Below are 885 nucleotides of genomic sequence, written 5' to 3' on the forward strand. Positions count from 1 at the left end.
TCATATAATGAACAACATAGTAACGCATACTATTTTTACCTACATAAGTTACCAAGAATACTGGTTGTGAAAAGACTATAGTAAATAAATAATAGAATAGGACACAACCTGCCAAACAAGATAATTCTACAAGAGGAAAAGGAAGAACCCCTAGAATTTCAGAGGCTCTAAAATCTAAATATGTTGGAAAAAAGAACTGTAACATTAATAAAAACAAAGAAAACAAAATGACAGACTTCTTTAAAAGTACATTTTTCATTATTACACCCAACGTAAAGAAAAAGAGACCATTAAAGACATTCCCGATATACAAAAAATATTTAAAATGACCTGCCACAAAAAAAGATACTCCTCCAGCACTCAATAATAGTATTAAATAATGAGGTACTTTTAACTGAGAAAAAAAATTAAACAATAACTTCACCGCAAAAAGAGATAAAAGAAACCATAAAGCAAAGTTACCATTAAAGGAACCATACCATAAAAAATTTTTAAAAGATTCTTCTATCAAAGAAGATAAGTCCCCCCTACCCAACAATAAATTTCCTCCTAAATATATTCCTCCCCAACCGATAAATGAAAAAAACAAGAAAGGTATTAATAAGCGCTTTGTATTTGTCCTTAGTTCTATCTTAAATGGTTTGTTAGGCTTAAAAAACATACCTGCTTTAAAATAAAACCATGGCATAAAACAAGACATTAGTGACAACGTAAAATGCAGAAATGGCGTATCCATCCCTAAGAATCTCGCTAAATGAACAACATACATCATCCATATTAACATAACTCCACTAACCGTATCTATACCAATTAATCGTTTACTCATATTTTTATTTATAATAGTTATATCAATTAGTTTATTAACAGCAAAACTACCTTATTCCT

General features: G+C 29.4%; 1 protein-coding gene. It reads right to left on the minus strand.

Translation table 11 applies throughout. The features are described from left to right. On the minus strand, positions 1-826 hold an 826-nt coding region (locus HMPREF9420_RS14160; protein WP_007134108.1), incomplete at its 3' end, for a hypothetical protein. Positions 827-885: the final 59 nt, after the last annotated feature.

Source organism: Segatella salivae DSM 15606 (assembly GCF_000185845.1).
GTDB classification, from domain to species: Bacteria; Bacteroidota; Bacteroidia; order Bacteroidales; family Bacteroidaceae; genus Prevotella; species Prevotella salivae.